Below are 22,360 nucleotides of genomic sequence, written 5' to 3'. Positions count from 1 at the left end.
TTGCAATTTTCCTAAGTTCTGTTTCGATACCCGCGTAACCGACAACCAGCGAAGGCAGAAATCGCGTTGCGCGAAATGCAATTGCTATTTCTAACAATGCCTTAGCCAATAGTCGGCAACGCCAAATCCGCAGGCATTGCGGAGATAATCGAGACACGCAAGTGTCCAATTCGGGAGTGACTTATGAAGATCAAAACCCTTTTGCTTGGTGCGATTGCAAGCACGGCGCTGGCCCCAGCGGCTTTTGCCGAGCGCGGATCGGACGGCAATGTCAGCATCATTTATTGGCAGGCTCCGTCAATTATGAACCCGTTTCTATCGGGTGGCACAAAAGATGTTGAAGCAGCCTCGCTGGTTATTGAACCACTTGCACGCTACGACCAAGACGGGAACATGGTGCCGTATCTGGCCGCTGAAATCCCGACCGTTGAAAATGGCGGCGTCAGCGAAGACCTGACCACCATTACCTGGAAGATTGCGCCTGGCCTCACATGGTCGGACGGTACTCCGTTCACCTCGGCCGACGTGGTGTTTACCGCAAACTACTGCATGGACCCCGAAGGCGGTTGTGCACAGGTGACCAAGTTTGAAGGCGTCACCGATGTCGAAGCTGTCGATGACCTAACCGTTAAGGTAACGTTCGACGCACCGACCCCCTTCCCCTACGGACCGTTCGTGGGTGGTGAAAGCCCGATCATTCAGGCGGCTCAGTTCGCTGACTGCATGGGCGCAAAAGCCCCTGAATGTACAGATCAGAACTTCAACCCGATCGGCACCGGCCCATTTGTCGTCACCGAGTTCAAGCCGAACGACGTGATCACATTTGCCGCCAACGACAACTACCGTGACCCGGCCAAGCCGGCATTTGCCAGCGTGACCTTCAAAGGTGGCGGCGACGCAACAGCGGCAGGTCGTGCGGTTATGGAAACTGGCGAGTTTGACTACGCCTGGAACCTGCAGCTGGCCCCTGAGGTCATCGCGCAGATGCAGGAAGGTGGCAAAGGTACTCCGGTCGCAGGCTTCGGCCCGCTGGTCGAGCGTATCATGCTAAACCAGACCAACCCGTCGCCCGACCTGCCGGAAGGCGAGCGCTCGACAGCCGCGCATCCGCACCCATTCCTGCAGGATCCGGCCGTTTACAAAGCCATGTCCATGGCCATCGACCGCCCGCTGCTGGTGGAAATCGGCTACGGTCAGGCGGGCAAAGTGACCTGTAACTGGGTTCCGGCCCCGGCTGCGTTTAGCTCGACCTCGATGAGCTGTGACACGCAGGATATCGAAGGCGCCAAGAAGCTGCTGGATGACGCAGGCATCGTTGACACCGATGGCGACGGTATTCGTGAAAAAGACGGTGTGCCGCTGAAAATCGTCTACCAGACCTCGACCAACGCTGTGCGTCAGGACTTCCAGGCGCTGATCAAAGAATGGTGGAGCCAGATCGGCATTGAGTCCGAACTGCGCAACATCAACGCATCGGTCTTCTTCGGTGGTGACCCGGGTTCGCCTGACACCTTCCAGAAGTTCTATGCAGACGTTGAGATGTACGCCAACACCTTCAACGGCACCGACCCTCAGTCCTATCTGGGCAACGGTCTGTGCGACAAGGCACCGAAGCCAGAATCGCAGTGGCAGGGTGAGAACATCAGCCGCTTCTGCAACGAAGAGTTTGACGCCTTGCACGCCAAACTGGCTGAAACCGCGGGTCTGGAAGCCCGTGCGGAGATCGCCAAGCAGCTGAACGACATCATGGTTCAAAACGGCGGCATGATCCCGCTGGTGCACCGTGGCCGTCTGTCGGCGCATGCAAACACCCTGGGTGGTGTTGTCCTGAACGTTTGGGACAGCGAGCTGTGGAACATTGCGGACTGGTACCGCAAGACCGGTTCCTAAGCGTTAATCTTGCAATATCGCGCCCCGATCTTTATCGGGGCGCGGTCATTTGCAGACCACTCCAACAAAAAGACGCATCAACAAAGGCGCCTTTGAATGCTCAACTTTACCATCAGACGACTGGTGCTGGCCGTACCCACGCTGCTGTTCATCAGCCTCGTCATCTTCCTGCTGCTCGAGCTTGCCCCAGGCGACCCGATGGCACAGGTTCCCCTCACCGTCCCCCCCGAAGTCAAAGAGAAGATGCGCGAGGCGCTTGGCCTTGGCCAGCCGATGCATATCCGGTTCTGGAAATGGATCGTGCAGTTCTTCTGGATCGAGCCGCAGGTTCTGATCGACCATATGTTTGGCACCACTTTCTCTGAAGGTGACCTACGTGTGATTTCGTGGCAAACCCGCTCGCCCGTCATGGACATCGTCGTTCAGCGTATCCCGCAGACCCTGTGGGTTGTCGGCACCGCGTATGTGGTCGCCATCCTGATCGCGCTGCCCATCGGCATCTATTCCGCATACCGCCAGTATTCCTGGTTCGACCAGATGGGTACATTTGTCTCGATGGTCGGATTCTCAGTCCCGCCCTTCTTCTCGGGCGTGCTGGTGATCGTGATCTTCTCGGTCCAGCTGGGTTGGTTCCCGTCGATCTATGACACCACCCATGTGGTAAACAGCTGGGATAGCTTCGTGGTACAGCTGAAGCAGATGATCATGCCGGTCATGGTTCTGGCGCTGCAGATCACTGCGCAGTTGAGCCGCTTCATGCGCGCCTCGATGCTGGACAACCTCAACCAGGATTACGTTCGTACCGCCCGCGCCAAAGGGCTGAGCGAGTACACGGTTGTGATGGTCCATGTCCTGCGCAACTCGATGATCCCGGTGGTTACCGTTATTGCGCTGGGTATTCCGGCCATCTTCGGCGGCGCAATCATCACCGAGCAGGTTTTCAAGGTGAACGGTATCGGCCAGTTGCTGATCGGCGCGATTCAAGCCAATGACCTGCCGATGGTGCAGACGCTGACCTTCATCTTTGCCGTGTTGATCGTCCTGTTCAACCTGATCGCTGACGTACTCTACGGCATTCTGGACCCGAGGATTCGCTATGACTGATACTGACAAATCAGACACGCTGGTCCCCGACGAAGGATTGGCTCCTGCCTCAACCGCGCTGCCGACCGCAGGCGTCATGGACGACCTGGCTACCCCGCCCCGCAGCCAGTGGCGCGATGTGTGGGACCAGTTCAAAACGCACAAAGGCGCGATGATCGGGGCGATCCTGTTCATCTTCATCGTCGCCGGTGTGTATCTGGGGCCCTACCTCTGGAGCATCGACCCAACCCAAATCGACATCCGGTCGCGTAATCAGGGCCCCAGCTGGGCGCATCCGTTCGGCACCGATCAGCTGGGCCGGGATATTCTGGCGCGGATGATGTCGGGTGGTCAGACCTCGGTCTCGGTTGGCATCACCGCTATGTTGCTGGCGCTGTTTCTCGGATCGTTCATTGGTGTGATCGCGGGCTTCTTCAAACGCCTCGACGGGCCGCTGATGCGCCTGACCGATCTGTTCCTCGCCCTGCCCCTGCTGCCCCTGTTGCTGGTCATGATGCTGCTTTTCCGCGAGCCTCTGTCCGCCGCATTCGGGCTGGAGCGTGGGATTTTCATCCTGATCGTCTGCGCCATCGGCATCACCTCATGGATGCCCACGGCCCGGATCGTACGCGGCGACGTGCTGGCCATCAAAGAGCGTGAGTTCGTTCTCGCGGCACGCTCCATTGGCACCAGCAACAGACAGATCATCACGCGTCACATCCTGCCGAACGTCCTGTCTCCGATCATGGTGTCGGCAACGCTGGGGATTGCGACGGCGATCATCACCGAAAGCGCGCTGTCCTTCCTCGGGCTCGGCTTCCCGCCGGATTTCCCGACCTGGGGCCGCCTTCTGTTTGATGGCGTCGACTATCTTCAGCAATACCCCGAGCGTGTGTTCTGGCCCGGCCTTGCGATCTCGCTGACTGTACTCAGCGTGAACTATCTGGGCGATGGCTTGCGAGACGCGCTGGATCCGCGCATTCGCGGCCGGTGACAAAACTCAGTCGGCGCGCTTTAGCGCGCCGGCACAGACCACGATAAGCACCGCAAGCGGCAGCAAGACACCGAATGCCATCCGCAGAGACAGCAATTCGGCCAGAAACCCGATCAGCGGCGGTCCGATCAACAGCCCCCCATATCCGAGCGTTGCAACACTAGCGATGGCCTGTCCCGGTGGGACATTTGGGTCGTTCGCGGCGCGGCTGAACGCCAAAGGCATGATCACCGCATAACCGACCCCCATCAGCGTGAACCCGACCAACGCCAATGGCGCGGCACCGGCGGACACCACGCAGAACACCCCTATCGCAGCAAAGACACCACCGCCCCTAGCTGCTGCGACCGGGCCGACGCGCGCGATGAGGAAGCCGCCAGCCAAACGACACACCACCATCGCGACCGAAAAAACCGCATAACCCAATGCTGCGACACTCTCAGCGGCCCCAGTAACGTCGCGCAGGAAAAGGGCGCTCCAATCTGCGACCGCACCTTCCCCCAACGCACCACATAGCGCGGTGAAACCAACGAGGATCAACACCCCGGACGGGAATGCAAACACGGCACCTTGAGACTGTTCCGCGCGGCGCGACGTCCATTGTACCCAGGACATCGCCAAGGCCAGTGCCACCACAACGCCTCCCGCAACCAGAAAATGCTGCAGAACAGTCGCATCCCACTGAACAGCTATAAATCCACTGACCGCCCCAAGGCCGGCACCAAGGCTCCACATCGCATGAAACGAGGACATGAGCGGTTTGTCGTAGGCCTGCTCAACCTCGGCAGCCCAAGCGTTCATCGCCACGTCCATCGAGCCATGAAAGGCACCGAACAGAAGCAGGAACGCTGCAAGCATGGTGAAGCTGTCGGCCAGCGCCAGCAAAACCAGCGAAAAGGTGTACAGCACCGCGATGATCCGCGTGATCGATACGGCCCCAAACCGGTCGGTCAATCGCCCGGTCACCGGGAAGGAGCAGACGGCACCCGCTGCCATGAACAAAAGACCATAGCCAAGCTCTTCATGGCTGAGGGTCAGATGATCGCGAACCGCCGGAATGCGAGAGGCCCAGATACCGAACAGGGCACCATTCAGCGCGAACATCGCGGTGACGGCGCGCCACGCAGCAACGACACTGATCATATTTAAGCTCCGCTTGTTTGATGCGCTTCGCCGGCTACTAGTACAACGCTACCAAACAGAGGCAAGCGCTGCTCACTCTAGCCGACGCCGAATTCTGCGGACGCCCACCCAAACGGCCAGAATAACCGGAACCGTGACCAAAGCCGTCAACATTCCCTTGCTGATCCCCGCCGACGTCAGAGGATACAGCAGATAGCTGACCAGCGAGACGGCGTAGTAGCTGATGGCAACCACCGACAACCCCTCGACCGTGCGCTGCAGGCGCAGGGCCTGATCGGCGCGGCGGTCCATACTTTCCAGCAAGGCCTGATTCTGCGCGCTGCGTTCCACGTCCACACGTGTTCGCAGCAGATCTCCGGCGCGGATGGCCCGGTCAGACAAGGCCTGCAGACGCAGTTCCGTCGATTTCACAGTCCGCATCGCAGGGTCATAGCGGCGCATCATGAAATCGGCAAAGGTCTGCCCCCCCATGAACCGCTCTTCCCGCAAGACTTTGACGCGTTGGTTAACGATGGCCTCATAGGCGCCCGTGGCCCCAAACCGAAAAGAACAGCGTGCCGAGATCGTCTCCAACTCGGTCGAGGTTTTTAGAAGCTGCGGTAGCATATCATCGGGATGTTTGCCGCCATCGGTCATTTCGCCCATCAGCGCGGTCAGCTTCTGATCCAATTCGCCGATGCGCGGGGTCAGCGATTTGACCCGAGCAAACCCCAGCATGGACATGGCCTTGTAAGTCTCAATCTCGCACAGGCGCTGGATGATCCGGCCAACCCGGCGCTCTCCTGTTCCATCCGAGACGAACAGCGCAAACCGCATATGCCCTGCCGGGTCGATACGAAAATCGCTGGCGCAGATCGCGGCATCGTCCAAAACGCGGGACACAGCAAGGCTTTCGGGTTCGAACCAATCCGGTAGCAGGTTCTGGACGACGTCATCCTCTGGGCGCGGAACAACTCGTAGCAAAGCCGACGTGATCCTTTGGCCGGGACTGGCCATCATCCAATCCGGGGGGAAGACTTCGAAATCGGCGGGGTTGAACGCCCGCTCACTCACGTTCTGAGAGATCGCAGTAAAGGTTACGAACTCAGTGTGTTGCTCCCACTTGAGCCAATGGCGTCCGATCTGCCCCGCATAGTGGGTCGCGTCGGGTTGAGGGTGCGGCGCGCCGTGACGATCCAACAGATTTATCAAATGCGCAATGTCGTCCTGCCGGTCCCCACCTTGCGACGTGCCGGGCTTTTTGATCGCCAGAAAGGCAACCGTGCATGGAACCTGCGCCACCGGAAAAGGTCGGGCGTGCAGTTCATTGGCAAGCCGATAGCGTAAAGGGTGGTCATCGATTGGCGTCATGCGGGGCTCCGATTCATCCGACACACTATACGGCACACCCAAAATACATCAATTCCCATTTTATTTCAGATACTTACAAGAATGCGACGGTATACATTCCAGCCAATTCATTGATTTGGCTGCCATAGCTCGATGGGATTGCCTTCGGGATCATGAATACGGGCGAATTTACCCACCTCGCTATCCCAATCCGGATTGGTTTCGACGGTGATCCCTGCGTCCTGTAGCTGGCGTGTCAAAGCGGCCAAATCATCAACCCTGAAATTGATCATCCACTGCTGCTCGCTTCGGCCAAAATACGCGGTATCCTGGGCGAAGGGTGCAAAGACCGTATAGCCTTCGGCCTGCTTCCAAGGGACCGGAACATAGTGATTTACCCCCAGGTGTCTTTCATACCATTCACTCAAGGCCTTGGGGTTCTTGGCGCGAAAAAAGACCCCGCCGATTCCGTTTACTTTCTCCATGACCTTGCTCCCACAAAGTACCCTTCAGACGTAAAATAGCATATCAAGCTTGCTTCATCTGGCTGCAATACTCTGGAGGCGCGAAGGCCAAGCCCGCTTCAAAGTAGAAAAGAAAAGGGCGCCCGCAGGCGCCCTTTGCAATTGAATTGTGCGTTTTGATCACTCGATCATCGGCAGCAGCTTGTCTAGCGACTGCTTGGCGTCGCCATAGAACATGCGCGTGTTCTCTTTGAAGAACAGCGGGTTCTCAATGCCCGAATAGCCAGTGCCCTGACCACGCTTGGACACAAAGACCTGCTTGGCCTTCCAGCACTCCAGAACCGGCATACCGGCGATGGGGCTGTTGGGATCCTCCTGCGCCGCAGGGTTCACGATGTCGTTCGAGCCGATGACGATGGCCACATCCGTGTCCGGGAAATCGTCGTTGATCTCATCCATCTCAAGCACGATGTCATACGGCACTTTCGCCTCGGCCAGCAGCACGTTCATGTGGCCCGGCAGACGTCCGGCGACGGGGTGGATCGCAAAGCGCACCTCTTTGCCCTTGGCGCGCAGCTTGCGAACCAGCTCGGACACCGACTGCTGTGCCTGAGCAACGGCCATGCCGTAACCCGGGATGATGACAATGCTATCCGCATCGTTCAGCGCAGCGGCAACACCGTCCGCCTCAATCGCGATCTGTTCGCCTTCGACAGCCATCTGCTCACCCTGCGGGCCACCGAAGCCACCCAGGATCACGCTGACAAAGTGACGGTTCATCGCCTTACACATGATGTAGGACAGGATCGCACCCGACGATCCGACCAGAGCGCCAACAACGATCAGCAGGTCGTTGCCAAGGCTGAAGCCGATCGCGGCTGCCGCCCAACCCGAATACGAGTTCAGCATCGACACAACCACCGGCATGTCAGCACCACCGATGCCCATGATCAGGTGATAGCCGATGAACAACGCCGCCAGCGTCATCAGGAACAGCGGGAACAGACTCCCTGAGCTGGTGTACCAGATCAGACAGATCAGCGAGAGACCTGCAGCCGCCGCGTTCAGCATATGACCACCGGGCAGTTTGGTCGCCGCCGAGGTCACTTTGCCCGCCAGCTTGCCATAGGCCACGACCGAGCCGGTAAAGGTGATCGCACCGATGAAAATGCCCAGGAACAGCTCAACATGCAGGATCGCCAGTTCCGCCGGGGTCTTCTTGGCGATCAGCTTGGCGAATGCTCCAAGGTCGGACAGGTCCGCCTGACCCGCGCTATCTTTGATCGCCATGACCTGAGCCACGTTTCCGATCTCAAAATGCGCGTTGAAGCCTACGAACACAGCCGCCAGACCAACCAGCGAGTGCATTGCGGCCACCAGCTGCGGCATCTCGGTCATCTGGACACGCTGCGCCACGTATTGACCGATCAGACCACCACCGATGATCAGTAGAATGGACAGCAGCCAGAGGCCCGAACCCGGACCGACAAGCGTGGCGAAAACCGCCAGCGCCATACCAACGATACCGTACCAGACCGCGCGCTTGGCGCTTTCCTGGTTCGAAAGGCCGCCGAGCGACAGGATGAAAAGGACAGCCGCAACAACGTAAGCGGCAGAAGTGAAGCCAATCATATGCCCGACCTCCTTAGGATTTCTGGAACATGGCGAGCATGCGCCGGGTTACGAGGAAGCCGCCGAAGATATTGATCCCGGCCATGAAGACAGACAGCGCCGCCAGCAGAATAACCAGGAACGACCCGGACCCGATCTGCATCAAAGCTCCGACGATAATGATCGACGAGATCGCGTTGGTGATCGCCATCAGCGGTGTGTGCAAGCTGTGCGCAACGCCCCAGATCACTTGGAAGCCCACAAAGATCGCCAACACAAAGACGATGAAGTGCTGCATGAAGCTGGCCGGAGCGATCAGCCCCACCAACAGCATCAACGCACCTCCGATACCCAGCAGGGTGAACTGCTGCTTGGTCTGCGCCTTGAAGGCTGCGATTTCCTGCGCCTTTTTCTCTTCCGGGGTCAGTTCCTTGACCTCGGGCTTTTTCTGCGCCGCAATCGCTTGCACCTTGGGCGGCGGCGGCGGGAAGGTGATCTCACCCTCATGGGTCACGGTTGCGCCGCGGATCACGTCATCTTCCATGTCATGATTGATTTGACCGTCCTTCTCGGGCGTCAGGTCAGACATCATGTGACGGATGTTGGTCGCGTACAGAGACGACGCCTGCGCCGCCATCCGGCTGGGGAAGTCGGTATAGCCGATGATGGTCACGCCATTGTCGGTCACGATCTTCTCATCCGCGACGGTAAGCTTACAGTTGCCGCCCTTCTCCGCCGCCAAATCGACGATGACCGAGCCCGGCTTCATCGCTTCGACCATATCCTTGGTCCAAAGCTCGGGCGCTTCGCGGTTCGGGATCAGCGCCGTTGTAATGACGATGTCCATCTCGGGCGCCAACTCACGGAACTTGGCCAACTGCGCTTCGCGGAATTCATCCGACTGAACAGAGGCATAGCCGCCGGTAGCCGCGCCGTCCTGCTGGTCTTCTTCAAAGTCCAGATAGACAAACTCGGCCCCCATCGACTCGACCTGTTCGGCCACTTCGGGGCGCACGTCGAACGCATAGGTGATTGCACCCAGCGACGTGGACGTACCAATCGCCGCCAGACCGGCAACACCGGCACCCACGATCAGTACCTTCGCAGGCGGCACCTTACCGGCCGCGGTCACCTGACCGGTGAAGAAACGGCCAAAGTTGTTGCCCGCCTCAATTACCGCACGGTAACCCGCGATATTCGCCATCGAGGACAGCGCGTCCATTTTCTGCGCACGGGAAATACGCGGAACCATCTCCATCGCAATTACATTCGCGCCTTTGGACTTGGCAGCCTCCATCCCCTCTTCGTTCCCTGCCGGGTTGAAGAAAGAGATCAGCGTCTTGCCTTTGGTCAGACGCTTCAGCTCGGTCTCATTCGGCTGGCGCACCTTGGCGACGATGTCCGCAGCTTTCCAAAGTGACGCCGCGGTTTTCACAACCTCGACACCGGCCTCTTTGTAAGCCGCATCAGAAAAGCCCGCCGCAGCACCGGCACCCTTTTCGATCAGGCAGTCATAGCCCAGTTTTTGCAGCTGGCGCGCCGAGTCCGGCGTCATCGCCACCCGGTTCTCACCGTCAAAAACTTCTTTTGGCGTTCCTATCTTCAACGGAGAGCCTCCTTTACTTTCGATATGTTCGCGCGAGTTCTTTGCATCTTTCGTTCAATCCTCACCTACATTGCGAAAGATTATTTCGCAACTGCAGCATTCGTTACGTTGTGTCATTGGCAGCACACCTTCAAATCCAGCGTCGTGTCTTTTGCGCATAACGGGCGAAGTCAGCGCGAAATTTGCGGCGCAAGCGATCCTCTTCCGGCTCGATAAAGCGGCGTTCCAGGATCCAGACGAAAATTGGCACCAGAACCAGCGACAGGACCGCATCGAAGCGTAGGATCAAACCGGTCAGGATAAGGACGTCCCCCAGATAGATTGGGTTCCGGCTGCGTTTGAAAATTCCGCTTTGCACCATGCTGGATGGGGTCTGGTGTGGCATTACCGTCGTCTGATGGCGGCGGAATTCGACAACCGCCAGAACAGCCAGAACAATACCGCCACCGATGAGCACGCCGCTGGCAAGATCAGTCAACCACCCGTCAAGGGACAGCCCAAAAGACAGGTGTTGCGCTTGCAACCACGCGAGGCAAGCCGCCCCCAGCAACCAGATCGGAGGGATGTCGATTTTCTGCATTCGCGCTGATTACCTGTCGATATCTCTCAAAGAAAGTGTCGTTTTCGACAGTTTGTCTACCGCTTTCCGACCTTAAGATCAAAACATCAAAAGGTCGCGGCAATTTATTTCGAAGATATGCATCGGTGGACAGCGCTTAGCGCATCCGATAGCCAACGGATACAACCAAAATAAACAACAGGGCCAAGCCGGAATGACCGACTTCAAAGCAACCAAAGCCATGTTCGAACTGCCCGAAGGCATTTTCTATCTTGACGGCAACTCTCTGGGTCCGTTGCCAAAGGCGGTTGACGCGCGTCTGCACCAAACGGCGACGCAGGAATGGGGGCAGATGCTGATCACCGGTTGGAACAAGGCCGGATGGATGGGATTGCCCACAGGTCTGGGGGATCGGATCGGACGTCTGATCGGGGCCGAGGCAGGCAGCGTGGTGGTCGGCGACACCCTGTCGATCAAGGTCTATCAGGCCGTGGCCTCGGCGCTGGAGTTGAACCCGAACCGCAAGGTTGTGCTGTCGGACAACGGCAATTTTCCGTCTGATCTCTATATGGCGGACGGGTTGCTGCGTTCTCTGAACGCGGATTACGAATTGCGCGTCGTCGCCCCGGAGGAGGTCGCTGAAAACATCACCGAAGAGATCGCCGTTCTGATGCTGACCGAAGTCGACTATCGCACCGGCCGTATGCACGACATGAAAGCTCTGACCGAGCTGGCCCATGCCAACGGTGTGGTGACGGTTTGGGATCTGGCCCATTCCGCCGGTGCAATTCCAGTCGACGTAGCCGAGTGCAATGCCGATTTTGCGGTCGGATGCACATACAAATACCTCAACGGCGGCCCAGGTGCGCCCGCGTTCATCTACGTCGCCCCGCGCCTGTCCGACCGTGTCCGCCCGGCGCTTTCGGGATGGCTGGGGCACGAAGCACCCTTTGCCTTCGATCTCGACTATCGTCCCGGTTCGGGGATTGAGAGGATGCGAGTCGGCACCCCTCCGGTCTTGCAAATGGCCGCGCTGTCTGCGGCGATGGATGTCTGGGACATGGCCGAGATGGCCGATGTCCGGGCGAAATCCATCGAACTGACCGAGTTGTTCATTGCAAAGGTCGAGGCCACTTGCCCCGGCATAACCCTCGCCAGCCCACGCGATCCGGCGCAGCGTGGCAGCCAGGTCTCATTCCACTTTGCCGAAGGATATGCGGCCATGCAGGCGCTGATTGCCCGCGGCGTGATCGGAGATTTCCGCGCGCCGGACATCATGCGCTTTGGCTTCACGCCGCTTTATGTTGACGAGAACGACGTGGAACAGGCCGCAGATATTCTGGCGGACATCATCACCAACGACCTGTGGGACCAACCCGAGTACAAAATCCGCCAGCGGGTTACCTGACCTCGAGCCCGGCGCCCAGCAATTCCGCCAATTGCGAGATACGTTGCTCGAATTCAGCTGCGTTGGTTGCGGTCATCTTGACGCCCATCAGGGTCGCGGTGATGGTCTTCGCTGTCTCTTCCGGGCCGTTGGGTAGGTGGACGCGTCCGGCACTGTCTTCGCGGTGCAACCAGTCGGCATAAAGCGCGGTCATTTCCGCCTCACCCTCGGCCAAAATGTCCGAGGCGGTCGATTTGCTGGTATCCAGCATCTCGCGCCCGTGGGGAGAGGTCAGTATCTCAGCCAACCCCTTGATCTGGCCGTCAATCGCACGGGCCAATCGCTGGGAGACGCTGCCATTGCCCGACAAGGCCTGCGATACGTTTGTGGTCTTCTCGGCGTAGTGCGCCCTCGTCAAGCTGCGCACGATCGCCTCTTTATTCTTGTAGTGCAAATACACGGCCGGGCGCGACATACCCGCCCCTTTGGCGATATCGTCCATCGAGGTTTTGCGAAACCCATAGGCCGCGAACGCCTCAAGCGCCGACGCAAGAATGGCCTGTTGCCGCGGATCGTCCTGTTTTTCCGTCATGAAACCGATTTGACAGTTTTCGTATAATTTGTCAATTGACATACTGACACTTTCAGACAATTATGTCAGAAACCGCCACAGCTACGAGAGGTGTGCCATGGCAACCGCGCTGAAGATCAATGGCAAGCAACATCAGGTTGACCTGCCCGACGACGTCCCCCTGCTTTGGGTCCTCCGGGATGAGGTCGGCCTGACCGGAACCAAATTCGGCTGCGGCGTGGCTGCTTGCGGCGCCTGCACCGTGCATATCGATGGTGAGGCCGTGCGATCATGCCAGGTGTCGCTGTCCGATGTCTGGGGCGATGTGACCACGATCGAAGGCATCGGCTCGCCCGAGGCGATGGCCGTGATCCAGCAGGCTTGGGTGAATCATCAGGTAGCGCAATGCGGTTACTGCCAGTCTGGTCAGATCATGCAGGCGGCAGCTTTGCTTGCGGAAAACCCTGCCCCAACTGACGCCGACATAGACGACGCGATGCAGGGCAACCTGTGCCGTTGTGGCACCTATCCCCGCATCCGCGCCGCGATCCAAGACGCCGCTGGCAAGTTGCAGGAGGCTTAAGAGATGGGAAAAGTTGGGAAAATTCTGCGCCGCACTTTCCTTATCGGCTCGGCCGCCATTGTTGGCGGCGTTGCGTTTGGTGCCTACTACGTCACCCGTCCCGCCCCGAACCCGCTGAAACCTGGCGAGGGTGAGGCCGCGCTGAACCCATTCATTCTGATCGACCAGAATGGCGTGACCCTGTTCGCCCCGCGTGCCGAAATGGGACAGGGCGTAAAGACAACCTGGGCTGCTTTGATCGCCGAGGAGTTGGACGTCGATCTTGACCAGATCAACGTGCTTCATGGCCCTGCTGCGGCGGCTTACTACAATTCCGCGCTTGTTGGCGAAGGGCTACCAAACAAGGGCTACGACATCTCGAACTTCCAGCACAATCTGGGTGAGGCGCTGGGTGTCCTCGGCAAAGCGCTGAGCCTTCAGGTCACCGGTGGCTCGACCTCGATGAAAGACGGGTTCGAGCGGATGCGGCAGGCCGGCGCGTCGGCCCGCGAGACACTGAAACGGGCAGCTGCCGACCGTCTGGAGGTTGACCCGTCGCAACTACAGACGGCCTCTGGGCACGTCATCGCGCCCAATGGCGACAAGATCGCCTATACTGACCTCGCAATGGATGCGGCCGGTCTAGAGCCGGTCGAGGTGCCTCTGCGTGACCCGTCCGAATGGCGGTATCTGGGGCAGACCCAACCGCGTCTGGACATGGTTGGCAAAGCGACAGGCACCGCTGAATTCGGAGTCGATGTCCGCCTGCCCGGTATGAAATTTGCAGCCGTGCGAATGAACCCCAAACTGGGCGGCGCGATGAGTGGCTATGACGACAGCGCCGCACAAGACATGCCGGGGGTCGAACAGATCGTTGATCTGGGCACTGGCGTTGCGGTCATCGCCAACAACACATGGCTTGCCAATCAAGCGGTGGAGGTGATCGACGTGGATTGGGGCGATGCCCCCTACCCGCCGGAAACCGACGGCATCTTCGCCAAGATCGCCGAAGCGTTTGATGATGCTCCGAATTCGACGATGCGCGATGACGGCGACGTTAGCATCATTCCCGAAGGTGCAACCGAAATCACTGCCGAATACCGCCTGCCCTATCTGGCCCACGCCACGATGGAGCCGATGAATGCCACCGCGCTCTACACCGGTGACGCGCTGGAATTGTGGTGTGGCAACCAGGCCCCCACGCTGATCCAGTTCCGCGTCGCCAATACCGCCGGTCTGGATACGGATGCGGTGCAGATCCACACCACCTATCTGGGCGGTGGGTTTGGGCGCCGTGGGGAACTGGATTTCGGCGACATCGCCACCAAGGTCGCCATGGCGATGCCCGGCACTCCGGTCCAGACGACCTGGAGCCGCGAAGAAGATATGCGCCACGACTACTACCGCCCTGGCGCGATCGCTCGGCTGCGTGGCGCCGTGAAGGATGGCAAAGCGGTGCTGATCGACGGCGCGGTTGCCTCGCAATCCTGCACGCAGCAAGCGGTTGAGCGCTATACCGGCATGCCCGGCGCGGGCCCCGACAAGGTTCTGGTCGAGGGCTTCTTCAACCAACCTTATGCGGTTCCGAACTACCGGATGAGCGGCCATATCGCGAAGCTCGACGTGCCTGTTGGCTTCTGGCGCTCGGTCGGTAACAGCCACAACGGCTTTTTCCATGAAACCTTCATGGATGAGATGGCCCACGCCGCAGGCCGCGACCCGCTTGAATTCCGGCTGGAGTTGATGAAGACCGAACACGCCCCTTCGGCAGGTTGCCTTGAAGCCGTGAAAGAGATGTCGGGCTGGACAGGTCAAACTCCGGCTGGCGTCGGTCGCGGGGTTGCCTTCACCTACAGCTTTGGTACTCCGGTCGCGCAGGTGATCGAGGTGGTCGACGAAGACGGCACCATCCGCATCAACAAGGCGTGGATCGCCTGTGACATGGGTCTCGCGTTGGATCCAGAAAACGTCAAGGCGCAGATGTTCGGCGGGATGATGTATGGCCTGAGCGCAGCTTGCTACGGCGAGATCACCTTTGCCGAGGGCGAAGTCGAGCAGTTCAACTTCCCCGACTATGACGCACTTCGCATGCACACGGCTCCGCAGGTCGAAGTGCGCGTTCTCGAGACCAACCGCCATATTGGCGGCGCAGGTGAGCCCGGTACACCCCCCTCGATGCCGGCCTTAGGTAATGCGCTGTTTGATCTGACCGGAGAACGCGCGCGAACCCTGCCGCTGATCAATCAGTTCGACCTACTGATTTGATCGCGACGCACCGGTCCGGCATCCCCTCCCGGCCGGACCGGTGCCAAAACTTAAGCTGTCTGTTGCAGGAACCGCGTGCTTGATCCAGCGGACCAGGCTTTGACGGCCGCGCCAAACGCCTCAAACAACGGGCGCGAGACCGGGTCGTTCGCAGCATCCCATTCCGGGTGCCATTGGACAGAGAGGGTAAAGCCCGGCGCATCTTTGACATAAATCGCCTCGGGCGTGCCATCCGGTGCGTGGCCGTCGATCACAACGTTCTGGCCTACGGCCTTGATCCCCTGACCGTGCAGCGTATTGGTCATCACTTCGCGCGCACCGAACAGCCGATGGAACACGCCGCCTTCGTTCAGAGTTACGACATGGCGCAGGGCGAACTTTTCCTCAAGCGTTCCATCCGGTGGCATCCGGTGGTTCTGCCGCCCCGGAAGGTCGCGGATCTCGGGATAGAGCGTACCGCCCATCGCAACGTTAACTTCTTGAAAACCTCTGCAAATTCCAAAGAACGGTTGGCCGCGCTCAACACAGGCGCGTACCAGCGGCAGTGTGATCGCATCGCGCGCCCGGTCGAAATCGCCATGCGCTTCGGTCGGCGGCTCACCATATTCCTCGGGGTGCACATTGGGGCGACCGCCCGTCAGAAGAAACCCGTCGCAGGCGTCCAGCAATTCCTCTACCGAGACGTAACGTGGATCAGCCGGGATCAGCAGTGGCAAACACCCTGAAACATTCGCAACGGCATCCGAGTTCATCGTGCCACCGGCATGCGTCGGGTAGTTGTCATTCATCAAGTAAGAGTTGCCGATGATACCGACGACGGGTCGAGACATTCTGCTTTCCCAATTTGTTTCCTAAACGTGTGGAAAAGCTATCGGCAGGGACAACAGCGCGCAATAGCACAGGCCCTGTGTGTCAGCGCAAGTACGTGTTCAATGCCGCACATCTATTCAAACGATAGGACAGTGTGACAATCGGGCTCCCATTGCCCGCTAAACGTGCAATGCAAAAAGTCCAATTTGGGCGAGAGAGCCAGCGCAGGCTCTCCCCTTTTTCAAGGAAATCAGCTTTCGCCAACAAGGTTCGCGGCTTCGATCCCTGCCATCGCAGCAAGCACGTCATTGTCCGAGGTGTCGCCCGTCACGCCAACGGCGCCAATCACGGCACCTTTCTTGTCGCGCAACAGCACGCCACCTGGCACCGGAACAACCTGTCCGCCGTAGACGCCGTTCACCGCAGCCATAAAATAGGCCTGCGCTTCGGCCCGCTGCATCTGCGCCGTCCCGGCCATACCCAGCATGACCGAGCCATAGGCCTTGCCCTGCGCAATTCCAAACCGTCCGGGGGCCGCGCCATCTTCGCGCTCGAACGCAATGACATGACCGCCTGAATCCAGTACAACGACCGAAAGCGGTTTCAATTCCAAACGGCGCCCCTCTTCCAGAGCTTTACGAATGATGGTACGCGCCTTGCGCAAGGAAATTGCCATCCCTGATCCCTTTCATCTGGCCAAAAATATCCTCGGGGGAGCGCGAGGGGGCAGACAGCCCCCTCGTTCCCGTCCTATCCACTTAACCCAAGCTGGCTTTCAACTCCAAACGGCGGGCATGCAGAACAGGCTCAGTATAGCCCGACGGTTGCACACGCCCCTTGAACACCAGATCGCAGGCCGCTTGGAAAGCAATGCCATCAAAGCCGGGTGCCATCGGATGATAGGCTGCGTCTCCTTCGTTCTGACGGTCCACAACGGTGGCCATTTTCTGCATCGCCGCCATCACCTGTTCTTCGCTGACAACACCGTGGTGCAACCAGTTGGCCAGCGCCTGGCTGGAAATCCGGCAGGTCGCACGATCTTCCATCAAACCAATGTCGTTCAGGTCCGGCACTTTCGAGCATCCGACGCCCTGATCGACCCAACGCACAACGTAGCCCAGAATACCCTGCGCGTTGTTCTCGATCTCTCGGGTGATCTCATCATCGCTGAGGTTGCGGCCACCCAGCAGCGGAACGGTCAGCAAATCCTCCAACGTGCCGCGTGCGCCACCGGCGGCTAGCTCATCCTGACGGGCCAGAACGTCGACCTTATGATAATGCGTGGCGTGCAGCGTCGCAGCGGTTGGCGAGGGAACCCATGCGCAGGTGGCGCCTGATTGCGGATGGCCAATCTTGGCCTCCAGCATATCGCCCATTCGGTCAGGCATGGCCCACATACCTTTGCCGATCTGCGCCTTGCCTTTCAGGCCACAGGCCAGACCGATATCGACGTTGCGATCCTCGTAGGACGCAATCCACGGTGTGTTCTTGATATCGCCCTTGGGCAACATCGGGCCTGCCTCCATCGAGGTGTGGATCTCATCCCCTGTCCGGTCAAGGAAACCCGTGTTGATGAAGGCCACGCGTGATTTCGCGGCCCGGATACATTCCTTGAGGTTGGCGGAAGTGCGGCGTTCCTCATCCATGATACCCAGCTTCACGGTGTTGCGCGGCAAGCCCAGGATGTCTTCGACCATGTCGAAAATCTCGACCGAGAAGGCGACCTCTTCCGGGCCATGCATCTTTGGTTTCACCACATAGACCGACCCGGTGACCGAGTTGCCGCCGTCGCGCGCCAGATCATGCATGGCAATCAACGTGGTGCAAAGAGCGTCCATGAGGCCCTCGCCGATCTCGTTGTCTTCGGCATCCAGCACGGCCGGGTTGGTCATCAAATGACCCACATTGCGCACTAGCATCAGCGAGCGGCCTTTGAGGCGCCCCTCAGCGCCGTTCACGTCCGTGAAGTCCAGATCAGCCGCCAACCGGCGGGTAAATGTCTTGCCGGATTTGCTGACCTCTTCGGTCAGGTCACCCTTCATCAGACCCAGCCAGTTACCATAGGCAACAACCTTGTCAGCGGCGTCTACGCAGGCCACGGAGTCCTCGCAATCCATGATCGTCGACAACGCGGACTCGAGCCGCAGGTCCGAGATGTTGGCCGGATCAGCAGCGCCAATCGCGCTGATTGGGTCGATCATGATCTGAATGTGAAGACCATTGTTTTTCAACAGAACGAACTCAGGCTTTTCGGCCGCGCCGCCATGACCAACAAAGCTGGAGGCGTCCTCCAGAGCAGGAACCAAAGCGCCTGCCTCTACGCTTAGCTTCGTGACGTCCGCCCAAGATCCGCTGGCCAACCGCACGGCATCGTCGAGAAACGCTTTGGCCCATGCAATCACGCGTGCGCCGCGCGCAGCGTCGTAGCTTCCGCCCGCAGGCAAATCGCCCATCGCATCCGTGCCGTAGAGCGCATCATACAAGCTGCCCCAACGGGCATTGGCGGCGTTCAGAGCAAAGCGCGCATTGGTGATTGGAACAACCAGCTGAGGGCCGGGCGTTGCGGCGATCTCGGGGTCCACATTAGCGGTTTCGATCTGGAAGTCTTCGCCTTCTTCCACCAGATACCCGATCTTGTGCAGGAACGCTTGATAAGCCTCGGCGTCGTGGTCCTGACCTTTGCGATCCAGGTGCCACGCATCCAATTGGTCCTGAATCTCTTTTCGTTTGACAAGGAAGGCGCGGTTCTTGGGCCCCAGTTCGGATACCATGCGCGACAGGCCATTCCAGAAGGTCTCGGCGGTAACACCCGTGCCCGGCAAAGCCTGACCTTCGATGAATGCGACCAGAACCGGATCGACCTGAAGTCCGCTGCGTGTCTGTCTGCTGGCCATTTTCTTCCTCTCCCACGAATGTACGCCACTGTATGCCGTCAGCATGTAGAGCGAAAGTTTCCGATAGGCAACGTATGCCGCTACGTTCTGGTAAGAAAATCTTACCAAAATGCAAAATCAACGCCGCAAACAGCGGATACAGGCGGCTTGCAGCCCTGCCGCGATGCCCCTAACGTCGCCCTCGACCCAACCTTTGCGAGGCCCCCGATGCGCGACGCCGCCCCCACCACAATCTATCTGAAAGACTACACCCCGTTCGGGTATCTGGTGGACAACGTGCATCTGACATTTGATCTGGCAGCAAATGCCACCCGCGTTACATCCCGCATCGCCTTTCGTCCGAATCCAGAGGCCAGCGATCGCACCTTTTTCCTGCATGGAGAGCAACTGAAGCTGATCCGCGCCTCCATCGACGGTGCCGACGTATCCCCCTCCCTCACGCCTGAGGGGCTGACGGTTGCCGCCCCCGACGCCCCCTTTGTCTGGGAGGCGGAGGTTGAGATCGACCCCGGCAATAACACCGCGCTTGAAGGGCTCTATATGTCGAACGGCATGTATTGCACACAGTGCGAGGCCGAGGGATTCCGCAAGATCACCTACTACCCGGACCGCCCCGACGTGATGTCGACCTTCACGGTGCGTGTCAATGGCGACCTTCCGGTGCTGCTGTCCAACGGCAACCCGTCCGGCAAAGGCGAAGGCTGGGTCGAGTGGACGGACCCATGGCCCAAACCCGCCTATCTGTTTGCTCTGGTCGCTGGAGACCTCATCGCGCATCCGGGTCAGTTCACAACCATGTCCGGTCGCGAGGTAGAGCTGAACCTATGGGTTCGCCCCGGCGATGAAGGCAAATGTGCCTTCGGGATGGAGGCGCTCAAGAAGTCCATGAAATGGGATGAGGACGTCTACGGCCGTGAATACGATCTGGACGTGTTCAACATCGTCGCCGTGGATGATTTCAATATGGGCGCGATGGAGAACAAAGGGCTGAACATCTTCAACTCTTCAGCCGTTCTGGCCAGCCCGGAAACCTCGACCGATGTGAATTTCGAACGGATCGAGGCGATCATCGCGCATGAGTATTTCCACAACTGGACTGGCAACCGCATCACCTGCCGCGACTGGTTTCAGCTGTGCCTCAAAGAGGGCCTGACCGTGTTCCGCGATGCGCAGTTCACCTCGGACATGCGCTCGGCTCCGGTCAAGCGCATCCACGACGCCATCGACCTGCGCGCACGGCAGTTCCCCGAGGACAATGGCCCGCTGTCACACCCTGTCCGGCCCGAGAGTTTTCAGGAAATCAACAACTTCTACACCTCGACCGTCTATGAGAAAGGTGCCGAGGTCATCGGCATGTTGAAACGTCTGGTCGGGCATGAGGCCTATGGAAAGGCACTGGATCTCTATTTTGACCGCCATGACGGGCAGGCCTGTACGATCGAGGATTGGCTGCAAGTCTTCGAGGACACAACAGGCCGCGACCTGAGCCAGTTCAAACGTTGGTACAGCCAGTCCGGTACTCCGCGCGTATCCGTGGCCGAGGATTGGGCGGATGGTACCTACACGCTGACGCTGAGCCAACGCACCGAGCCGACTCCGAGACAGGAGGACAAGCAGCCTCAAGTCATTCCTGTCGCCGTGGGCCTGCTGGGCCCGAACGGTGACGAGGTTCACGCAACCGAAGTGCTGGAGCTGACCGAGGCCGAGCAGAGCTTTTCCTTCACCGGGCTTGCTGCCAAACCCGTGCCCTCAATCCTGCGCGATTTCTCGGCCCCTGTGATTCTTGAACATGACACGTCGAATGCCGAGCGCGCCTTTCTGCTGGCTCATGACACCGATCCGTTCAACCGCTGGCAGGCAGGGCGCTCGCTGGCCGAGGACACTCTGCTGCGCATGATCACCGAAGAGGCGACGCCGGATTCCGACTATCTGGATGGCCTGTTGGCCGTACTGCGGGACGAAACACTGGACCCGGCCTATCGGGCCCTGATGCTAGGCCTTCCGACCCAATCCGAACTGGCCGCCGCCCTGCATGACAAGGGTGTCACGCCCGACCCGATGGCCATCTGGACTGCGGTCGAGACTCTCCGTCAAGCCACTGCGCAACATGTGCAGGACCTGCTGCCCAAACTGCACAGCGAAACACTTGTGGACGCCTCCTATCAACCGGATGCGGCGCAATCCGGCAAACGTGCACTGGGCGGAGCGGCACTGGCTCTCACCGCGCGGCTGGACGGCGGCAGCAAGGCGGCAGACGCGTACCAAACCGCCGACAATATGACCCTGCAACTGACTGCCCTGTCCTGCCTGCTGCGTGCGGGCAAAGGTGAGGCGGAACTGAGTGCCTTCTATAACCAGTGGAAGCATGACCGGCTGGTGGTCGACAAATGGTTTGGTTTGCAGGTCTCGATGGCCGCCCCTCAGACCACGGTGGAGGCCGCGCGGACCCTGACAGAGCTTCCTGATTTCAATTGGAAAAATCCCAACCGGTTCCGTGCCTTGATGGGATCGCTAGCCATGAACCACGCAGGCTTCCATCAGGCGGACGGAGCGGGCTATGCCCTGCTTGCCGACTGGCTGATCCGGTTGGATCCGGTGAACCCGCAAACCACAGCGCGCATGTGTTCGGCGTTCCAGACGTGGAAACGATATGACGCCGACCGTCAGGCGCTGATGCGCGCACAACTGTGCCGGATCGCCGACACGCCCGACCTGTCACGCGACACGACCGAGATGGTCTCGCGCATCCTCGGCGCATGACCTCGTTCAGCTTTACACGGCAAAACCGGAACCCGCGTGTGGTGGTCTTGCTGATCTGCATCTACGCGGTGCTAATCGGCCTAGTCCTTTTCGTAGAAGCGGCCTGGTGGTTGATGGCGTTGCTCGCGCTGGCAACACTCCCAGCGGTCTGGGATATTGTGAAAGACACCAGCGCCGGGGTCGAACTGACTGGCGAGAAACTAAGCTGGTTCACCGGCCAACGCAGCGGCGGACTGGACCTGTCCGAGGTTGACCGATTCCGATTTGACACACGCTGGGATTTCTCGGTCCGCGTCTCGGCAGTGCTGAAATCCGACAAGCGCCTCCGCCTGCCGGATGAGTCGCTGCCCCCACACAAAGAGTTCGAAGACGTGTTGCAGCAGGCGGGATTTACCGTTGAGCGTCATCATTTTAGGGTTTTTTGAAACAATC

General features: G+C 59.2%; 18 protein-coding genes. 8 read left to right on the top strand and 10 right to left on the bottom strand.

The annotated features are described in order from the left end of the window. Window positions 1-183 precede the first annotated feature (183 nt). The 3 genes from ACXAH8_RS05735 (at window position 184) to ACXAH8_RS05725 (ending at window position 3,967) form a co-directional block, all read left to right on the top strand. Window positions 184-1,890, top strand: coding sequence for a peptide ABC transporter substrate-binding protein (locus ACXAH8_RS05735; protein ID WP_475216757.1), 1,707 nt, complete (start codon window positions 184-186; stop codon window positions 1,888-1,890). A gap of 96 nt (window positions 1,891-1,986) precedes the next feature. After that, window positions 1,987-2,994, top strand: coding sequence for an ABC transporter permease (locus ACXAH8_RS05730; protein ID WP_170375080.1), 1,008 nt, complete (start codon window positions 1,987-1,989; stop codon window positions 2,992-2,994). Continuing rightward, on the top strand, window positions 2,987-3,967 hold the full coding sequence (locus ACXAH8_RS05725) for an ABC transporter permease (protein WP_170375078.1): 981 nt from the start codon (window positions 2,987-2,989) through the stop codon (window positions 3,965-3,967). Before ACXAH8_RS05730 ends, ACXAH8_RS05725 begins: the two co-directional genes overlap by 8 nt. Before the next feature lie 6 nt (window positions 3,968-3,973). On the opposite strand, the gene ACXAH8_RS05720 is transcribed toward ACXAH8_RS05725, so the two are convergent. The 6 genes from ACXAH8_RS05720 to ACXAH8_RS05695 all read right to left on the bottom strand — a co-directional run bounded on the left by ACXAH8_RS05720 (window position 3,974) and on the right by ACXAH8_RS05695 (window position 10,700). Continuing rightward, window positions 3,974-5,110 carry an MFS transporter gene (locus ACXAH8_RS05720; RefSeq protein ID WP_475216755.1) on the bottom strand — a complete coding sequence of 379 codons (1,137 nt, stop codon included), beginning with the start codon at window positions 5,108-5,110 and terminating at the stop codon, window positions 3,974-3,976. Between the two features lie 72 nt (window positions 5,111-5,182). Continuing rightward, window positions 5,183-6,460 carry a DUF3422 family protein gene (locus tag ACXAH8_RS05715; protein ID WP_475216753.1) on the bottom strand — a complete coding sequence of 426 codons (1,278 nt, stop codon included), beginning with the start codon at window positions 6,458-6,460 and terminating at the stop codon, window positions 5,183-5,185. A 107-nt stretch (window positions 6,461-6,567) separates the two neighbouring features. Then, window positions 6,568-6,924 (bottom strand): VOC family protein, encoded by a 357-nt coding sequence (locus ACXAH8_RS05710; protein ID WP_475216751.1) that lies wholly within the window; start codon window positions 6,922-6,924, stop codon window positions 6,568-6,570. Window positions 6,925-7,083: 159 nt separating this feature from the next. Next, the gene (locus tag ACXAH8_RS05705) at window positions 7,084-8,535 is read right to left on the bottom strand and encodes an NAD(P)(+) transhydrogenase (Re/Si-specific) subunit beta (RefSeq protein ID WP_170493727.1); all 1,452 of its coding nucleotides are present in this window, start codon (window positions 8,533-8,535) and stop codon (window positions 7,084-7,086) included. A 13-nt stretch (window positions 8,536-8,548) separates the two neighbouring features. Continuing rightward, window positions 8,549-10,120 (bottom strand): Re/Si-specific NAD(P)(+) transhydrogenase subunit alpha, encoded by a 1,572-nt coding sequence (locus ACXAH8_RS05700; protein WP_475216749.1) that lies wholly within the window; start codon window positions 10,118-10,120, stop codon window positions 8,549-8,551. A 130-nt stretch (window positions 10,121-10,250) separates the two neighbouring features. Beyond that, on the bottom strand, window positions 10,251-10,700 hold the full coding sequence (locus ACXAH8_RS05695; RefSeq protein ID WP_475216747.1) for a methyltransferase family protein: 450 nt from the start codon (window positions 10,698-10,700) through the stop codon (window positions 10,251-10,253). 193 nt (window positions 10,701-10,893) lie between these two features. Between ACXAH8_RS05695 and kynU the strand changes: the two genes are divergently transcribed. After that, the gene (kynU, locus tag ACXAH8_RS05690) at window positions 10,894-12,087 is read left to right on the top strand and encodes a kynureninase (protein WP_475216745.1); all 1,194 of its coding nucleotides are present in this window, start codon (window positions 10,894-10,896) and stop codon (window positions 12,085-12,087) included. On the opposite strand, the gene ACXAH8_RS05685 is transcribed toward kynU, so the two are convergent. Beyond that, window positions 12,080-12,658, bottom strand: coding sequence for a TetR/AcrR family transcriptional regulator (locus ACXAH8_RS05685; RefSeq protein ID WP_475216743.1), 579 nt, complete (start codon window positions 12,656-12,658; stop codon window positions 12,080-12,082). The genes kynU and ACXAH8_RS05685 overlap by 8 nt on opposite strands. 97 nt (window positions 12,659-12,755) lie before the next feature. Between ACXAH8_RS05685 and ACXAH8_RS05680 the strand changes: the two genes are divergently transcribed. Beyond that, a complete protein-coding gene (locus tag ACXAH8_RS05680; RefSeq protein ID WP_475216742.1) occupies window positions 12,756-13,220 on the top strand; it encodes a (2Fe-2S)-binding protein in 465 nt (154 codons plus the stop codon). A gap of 3 nt (window positions 13,221-13,223) precedes the next feature. After that, the gene (locus tag ACXAH8_RS05675; RefSeq protein ID WP_475216741.1) at window positions 13,224-15,464 is read left to right on the top strand and encodes a xanthine dehydrogenase family protein molybdopterin-binding subunit; all 2,241 of its coding nucleotides are present in this window, start codon (window positions 13,224-13,226) and stop codon (window positions 15,462-15,464) included. 50 nt (window positions 15,465-15,514) lie between these two features. Here ACXAH8_RS05675 and ACXAH8_RS05670 read toward each other — a convergent pair whose 3' ends face one another. The 3 genes from ACXAH8_RS05670 to ACXAH8_RS05660 form a co-directional block, all read right to left on the bottom strand. Then, a complete protein-coding gene (locus ACXAH8_RS05670) occupies window positions 15,515-16,294 on the bottom strand; it encodes a gamma-glutamyl-gamma-aminobutyrate hydrolase family protein (protein ID WP_170678481.1) in 780 nt (259 codons plus the stop codon). Between the two features lie 230 nt (window positions 16,295-16,524). Then, complete coding sequence (locus tag ACXAH8_RS05665; protein ID WP_475216739.1) at window positions 16,525-16,950, bottom strand: GlcG/HbpS family heme-binding protein; 426 nt, start codon at window positions 16,948-16,950, stop codon at window positions 16,525-16,527. 82 nt (window positions 16,951-17,032) lie between these two features. After that, window positions 17,033-19,168 carry a malate synthase G gene (locus ACXAH8_RS05660; RefSeq protein WP_475216737.1) on the bottom strand — a complete coding sequence of 712 codons (2,136 nt, stop codon included), beginning with the start codon at window positions 19,166-19,168 and terminating at the stop codon, window positions 17,033-17,035. Between the two features lie 207 nt (window positions 19,169-19,375). Here ACXAH8_RS05660 and pepN point away from each other — a divergent pair, with 207 nt between their 5' ends. Beyond that, window positions 19,376-21,928, top strand: coding sequence for an aminopeptidase N (pepN, locus tag ACXAH8_RS05655; RefSeq protein WP_475216735.1), 2,553 nt, complete (start codon window positions 19,376-19,378; stop codon window positions 21,926-21,928). Further along, complete coding sequence (locus tag ACXAH8_RS05650) at window positions 21,925-22,353, top strand: hypothetical protein (RefSeq protein ID WP_475216734.1); 429 nt, start codon at window positions 21,925-21,927, stop codon at window positions 22,351-22,353. The genes pepN and ACXAH8_RS05650 overlap by 4 nt, the downstream gene beginning before the upstream one ends. The last annotated feature ends 7 nt before the right edge of the window (window positions 22,354-22,360 follow it).

This window comes from Ruegeria sp. ABV3_008 (genome assembly GCF_056161185.1).
This window is presented reverse-complemented; position numbering and strand designations above follow the sequence as displayed.

Bases quoted from the DNA above. Each gene is read 5' to 3' on its own strand.
- ACXAH8_RS05720 (WP_475216755.1), bottom strand. From the start codon at position 5,110: ATGATCAGTGTCGTTGCTGCGTGGCGCGCCGTCACCGCGATGTTCGCG.
- ACXAH8_RS05675 (WP_475216741.1), top strand. From the start codon at position 13,224: ATGGGAAAAGTTGGGAAAATTCTGCGCCGCACTTTCCTTATCGGCTCG.
- kynU (WP_475216745.1), top strand. From the start codon at position 10,894: ATGACCGACTTCAAAGCAACCAAAGCCATGTTCGAACTGCCCGAAGGC.
- ACXAH8_RS05735 (WP_475216757.1), top strand. From the start codon at position 184: ATGAAGATCAAAACCCTTTTGCTTGGTGCGATTGCAAGCACGGCGCTG.
- ACXAH8_RS05650 (WP_475216734.1), top strand. From the start codon at position 21,925: ATGACCTCGTTCAGCTTTACACGGCAAAACCGGAACCCGCGTGTGGTG.
- ACXAH8_RS05715 (WP_475216753.1), bottom strand. From the start codon at position 6,460: ATGACGCCAATCGATGACCACCCTTTACGCTATCGGCTTGCCAATGAA.
- ACXAH8_RS05660 (WP_475216737.1), bottom strand. From the start codon at position 19,168: ATGGCCAGCAGACAGACACGCAGCGGACTTCAGGTCGATCCGGTTCTG.
- ACXAH8_RS05695 (WP_475216747.1), bottom strand. From the start codon at position 10,700: ATGCAGAAAATCGACATCCCTCCGATCTGGTTGCTGGGGGCGGCTTGC.
- ACXAH8_RS05725 (WP_170375078.1), top strand. From the start codon at position 2,987: ATGACTGATACTGACAAATCAGACACGCTGGTCCCCGACGAAGGATTG.
- ACXAH8_RS05685 (WP_475216743.1), bottom strand. From the start codon at position 12,658: ATGACGGAAAAACAGGACGATCCGCGGCAACAGGCCATTCTTGCGTCG.
- ACXAH8_RS05730 (WP_170375080.1), top strand. From the start codon at position 1,987: ATGCTCAACTTTACCATCAGACGACTGGTGCTGGCCGTACCCACGCTG.
- ACXAH8_RS05710 (WP_475216751.1), bottom strand. From the start codon at position 6,924: ATGGAGAAAGTAAACGGAATCGGCGGGGTCTTTTTTCGCGCCAAGAAC.
- ACXAH8_RS05680 (WP_475216742.1), top strand. From the start codon at position 12,756: ATGGCAACCGCGCTGAAGATCAATGGCAAGCAACATCAGGTTGACCTG.
- ACXAH8_RS05665 (WP_475216739.1), bottom strand. From the start codon at position 16,950: ATGGCAATTTCCTTGCGCAAGGCGCGTACCATCATTCGTAAAGCTCTG.
- ACXAH8_RS05705 (WP_170493727.1), bottom strand. From the start codon at position 8,535: ATGATTGGCTTCACTTCTGCCGCTTACGTTGTTGCGGCTGTCCTTTTC.
- ACXAH8_RS05670 (WP_170678481.1), bottom strand. From the start codon at position 16,294: ATGTCTCGACCCGTCGTCGGTATCATCGGCAACTCTTACTTGATGAAT.
- pepN (WP_475216735.1), top strand. From the start codon at position 19,376: ATGCGCGACGCCGCCCCCACCACAATCTATCTGAAAGACTACACCCCG.